This is a genomic window from Rubritalea profundi (assembly GCF_002954445.1).
GTDB classification, from domain to species: domain Bacteria; phylum Verrucomicrobiota; class Verrucomicrobiia; order Verrucomicrobiales; family Akkermansiaceae; genus Rubritalea; species Rubritalea profundi.
In genome coordinates, this window is record NZ_MQWA01000001.1 from 2,340,843 (window position 1) to 2,345,391 (window position 4,549).

Consider the following 4,549-nt stretch of genomic DNA (forward strand, 5'->3'; position numbering starts at 1 on the left):
TAATCTCGTTGGTGAGTGATCATCTTCTGGATATTCGACCATTCAGACGAGAACCAAGAGTTATCAAAAAACGGCCCAAGAAATTCTCCATAATGATGATTCCTAGATCGGAATGGAAAGCTCGCAGAGCCGCTTAATTAAGTGCCATTGGGGCCTGAACCTTATTCTCCACTGCAGCATGGTTTTGATGTGGATATTCCCCACTGGGCTGGTCCAGGGTCAGCCGGAAGCTTTGTCGCCCCTTGGCGCTTCCCTGAATTCAAGTACAATAAACCTAAGGAACACATCGAAGACCGAATGGCCGAAGAAGCGGTGAAATGGCTTGGGTCCCTGAAAGGAAAACAGCCTTTCTTTATGAACTACTGGCAATTTTCGGTTCACGCCCCCTTCCATGCTAAGCAGAATCTTATCGACAAATATCGTAAGGTGATCGACCCCAAGGACGCCCAACGCTCGCCCACCTACGCGGCTATGGTGCATTCGCTGGACGATGCTGTAGGTACGCTGCTCCATGCCGTTGATAAGGCTGGGATAGTTGAGAAGACCATTATCGTCTTCTACTCCGACAACAGCGGTAATAAATATTCCGAGGTCGACTCTAACCGACCAACCAGCAACCGTCCTCTGCGCGGGGGCAAGGCGACAATGTACGTCGGCATACGAGTGCCCTGCATCATCGCCTGGCCAGGCGTCACCCAGCCCGGCAGCCGCAGCGAGGAGGTCATTCAGACCTCCGGCTTTTACCCGACCCTGCTTAATCAACTCGGCGTTTCCTATCCAGAAGATCATCCTGTGGATGGCATTGATATCACCCCGGCCCTGGGTGGTGGCAAACTGGACCGAAAAGCAATCTTTACCTACTTCCCTCACGGCGTCCCAGTTCCTGACTGGTTACCACCCTCTGTCTCGATTCATTATGAAAACTGGAAGCTGATCCGCCTCTTTCACCAAGGGGAAAATGGTGCCCACGGCTATCGGCTGTATGATCTGTCGAAGGATATTGGGGAGACTACCGATCTCACGGCAAGCAACCCGGAGATGGTGAGCAAGCTAGATAAACTGATTGAGGATTACCTTACTGACAGCAACGCTGTCGTACCGAAACCAAACCCTCGCTTCGACCCTACGAAGTACGCTCCGGAAAAAGTCGGGGTAGGGGCAAAGAAGTTTAGCTTGATCAAAAAGGGTGAAAAGAAGAAACAAGGAAAGAAGAAGCCATAAAAGACCAGTTATCGCTGGCTAAAGCGGTCGGGTTAGCAGGGGGCTGACCCGAATGGCACTTACTTAAGGCTACTGGTCGTCAATCTACGCACTGGAAGATTTAGACTTCTTGAGGTGGGATTTTAGCAAGTAGCAAGTAGCTAGTATTTTGATAGATGGAACGAATAGCTCGTATGATGAAGCGAAATAATGCGCCTCAAAGTTCACCAAAATAGAATTCTTTATTTCATAATTGCACGTTTAAAAACTAAAACACCTATGATTGTAATACCACTTAGTGAATCAAAAGAGACTAATGCTGGAGTGATTTTTTGATCCATCGAGGCTAGACGAGGGAGTGGTGCAAGCACCATGACTGAGGAGAAACGCCGATTTATCAAGAAAGCGCCCAGCCCTCAAAAAAGAACATTTGTCTCTTTGGTTTTGCTAAGTGGTATAATTACTAGTTGCTCTATTTCTATAATGTAGAATCTTACTAGATGTTCGCAGCTACACGGCAGGAGGCTCTTCAGCAATTAGGTGATTTTATTCCTTCTGCAGGAAGTTACTCAAGAGATCGAAATCACGTTTTTCCATATGATCATCATAATGTTTCTTGTCTATCCGCTGCCATCCGTCACCGGCTTATCACCGAGAACGAAGCCGCAGCTGCGCCATTAGCAAGGTATGCTGAATCCACGATTGAAAAATACACTCAGGAAATTTATTGGCGTAGATACTGGAAATCATGGCTATCACTGAGGCCTCAGGTCTGGACCGATTATGTTTCAGAACTAGCTCTATTGAACAAGATTGATTCAGAAACACAGCACCGTATAAATACGGTATGCGCGGGTTCATCAGGACTTGAAATCATGGACTATTTCACCAAAGAATTGATAGAAACAGGCTATCTACATAATCACGCTCGAATGTGGTGGGCGGCGTGGTGGGTGCATGTTGAAAGGCTCCCGTGGCAGCTGGGCGCGGCTTTTTTTTATAAACACCTACTAGATGGCGATCCAGCATCTAACACGCTATCATGCGTTGGGTGGCGGGGCTCCAGACACCAGGTAAAACTTATCTTCCTCGACGTTCGAATTTAGAAAAATATCTATCTAGTGCACTTATTTATCAATTTTCAAAAGGGCTAGAGTTACTCGAGAAACCTCAAGCTCTTCTACCAAATACTTTATTGGGTAAACCTGAAATAACTCAGCTAAATGTCTCACAGACTGAGTATGACCCGTCACTAAAAACCCTCCTACTTATTCATGAAGACGATCTCAGTCCCGAGGCTAGCTCGCTTAAAGACCTGAAGCCTGATTTGCTATTAGTAGCTGCCGATAGATTAACATGGCGGGATCTTGACTTTACTGAAAATAAAGTATCATGGCTGAATGAAGCCCTAGCTGACGCCCATCAGCGAGCTGCTAGGGCTTTTCCAGAGGCCACTATACACTCAGAGGTTTTGACTTTGAGAGCCAATAGTTTAGCCGTGTTTTTCGACGAACATAATATCACACAGATAGTGATGATGAGACCTGACATTGGATACCTTCAAACACGGCTGATTGAGATGTTTGAAGATATAGGTAATCAAAAAATTAATATCCACTACACAGATCGCGAGGAAGATCTACAAATTAGATCACTAGCCACAGCTGGATTTTTTGGTTTTTGGAAAAAGCTCATAGCATCAGGCGTGCTACCTAAGAAGGTTCCGAAATAAGGACTGTGACCGCGGGGAGGATATAGCTGGGGGATAGACTAGTAAAAAAATCGATGATGATCGTTGAACAAGTAGAAGGACTATAAATGGATAAACAACACCAATTAGATCTAGGAATCGATAAAATACCACCTAACCGTAATGTGTTGCCTTACGATGGTGAGTCTATCTATTACGGCAGTCTCTTCGCTTCGCGCCAAGCGGATTTCCACCTGAATTATCTGCTGAAAAATATCATCTGGAAGCATGACGAGGCAATAATGTTCGGTAAGCATATTATCACGGCCAGGAAAGTCGCTTGGTATGGCGATAGTAATTTCGACTATACATATTCTGGCCGGACGCGGACAGCTCTGGAATGGACGCCTGAGTTGCTGGCAATGAAAAAACTTGTCGAGGAGCGAACCGGAGCTAGCTACAATTCTTGTCTCCTTAACCTGTATGCTGATGGCGAACAGGGCATGGGATGGCATCACGACGACGAAAATGGTTTGGGTAGTAATTCGAATATTGCGTCAGTAAGTTTTGGTGCAACCCGGCGATTCGATTTTCGTCATAAAAAAAGTAGGGAGAAGGTTTCAGTCGTACTAGAGCATGGTAGCCTTCTTGTAATGCGGGGAACAACCCAAGCTTGTTGGCAGCATCAGATTCCAAAGACTAAAAAAATTACTACTCCCCGAGTTAACCTTACATTTCGTCAGATGGTAGAGATGGATCGGACCGATATAGGGTCGGACTGATGCTGGGTCAGGAGGTACCCTTATTAGAAAGAGAGGCTATAAATAAAGGGGTGTTTAAGAATACTACTTCACAAAATTGGGCAGGCCCATAAATGATGCATTCGCTGTCTAATCCTGCACGTAATATACGGCATGTAGTATCGACCGTTAGAATAGGAGGTAGCAAGACGAGAATGATACATATCTATGTCCAATGGCACTTATTTAAGGGGCTTGGTCGCCAATCGACGCACTGGAAGATTTAGACTTCTTGAGGTGGGGTTTTATCGAGTGGGAACTAGCGAGTAGCAAGTATTCAGTAGCTAGTATCTTTATAGGTAGAACGAATAGCTTGTATGATGAAGCGAAATAATGCGTCTCAATGCCTTTGAGTGCAGTTCATTATCAGGAGTGAGGTTCGCCGAGCTTCACGGCATCAAGTATCAAACCTTTGCCACTTGGGTTCAAAAGCGGCGCAGAGAGCCTAGTGATCCTCAACATGATTTCGCCAAATCTCCAGAACAGCTCATAGAATCTTTGGTCGAACTAGAGATCCCATCACTGAGTCGAGACTCAGTAACAAGCAATAGGGAGCTTGTTGTCGAACACGCTTCAGGTCTGAGATTCACCATCTCGGACTCCTCTCAAGCCGAGTTAGCTGCAGCTCTCTTCAACAAGCTCAACCGCCAAAGCCAATGCTAAGCTTCAGCGGAAACCTTAAGGTCTACTTAGCAACCGAGCCCTGTGATATGCGCAAGGAGTGTAAATGGGGCCTGCTATGTAAAGGTGTAAATGGGGCCAGGCCTTCTATCGATGTATGAATCAATGTAAATGGGGCCAGGCCTTCTATCAAGAAAACGACTTGAATAGCTATGGTTATTCCTGTATATGATAGGGA

Annotated in this window: 5 protein-coding genes; all 5 read left to right on the forward strand. The window is 45.8% G+C overall.

Features of this window, described 5'->3' with window-relative positions; genetic code table 11:
* Positions 1-141: 141 nt before the first annotated feature.
* The 5 genes from BSZ32_RS10160 (at position 142) to tnpA (ending at position 4,353) form a co-directional block, all read left to right on the forward strand.
* Complete coding sequence (locus tag BSZ32_RS10160) at positions 142-1,221, forward strand: sulfatase-like hydrolase/transferase (protein WP_105043307.1); 1,080 nt, start codon at positions 142-144, stop codon at positions 1,219-1,221.
* 479 nt (positions 1,222-1,700) lie between these two features.
* Positions 1,701-2,306 carry an FAD-binding domain-containing protein gene (locus BSZ32_RS10165; RefSeq protein ID WP_105043308.1) on the forward strand — a complete coding sequence of 202 codons (606 nt, stop codon included), beginning with the start codon at positions 1,701-1,703 and terminating at the stop codon, positions 2,304-2,306.
* Positions 2,243-2,932 (forward strand): hypothetical protein, encoded by a 690-nt coding sequence (locus BSZ32_RS10170; protein ID WP_129589707.1) that lies wholly within the window; start codon positions 2,243-2,245, stop codon positions 2,930-2,932. The genes BSZ32_RS10165 and BSZ32_RS10170 overlap by 64 nt, the downstream gene beginning before the upstream one ends.
* Positions 2,933-3,018: 86 nt before the next feature.
* Positions 3,019-3,672, forward strand: coding sequence for an alpha-ketoglutarate-dependent dioxygenase AlkB family protein (locus tag BSZ32_RS10175; protein ID WP_105043310.1), 654 nt, complete (start codon positions 3,019-3,021; stop codon positions 3,670-3,672).
* Between the two features lie 351 nt (positions 3,673-4,023).
* A complete protein-coding gene (tnpA, locus tag BSZ32_RS10180; protein WP_105043311.1) occupies positions 4,024-4,353 on the forward strand; it encodes an IS66 family insertion sequence element accessory protein TnpA in 330 nt (109 codons plus the stop codon).
* The last annotated feature ends 196 nt before the right edge of the window (positions 4,354-4,549 follow it).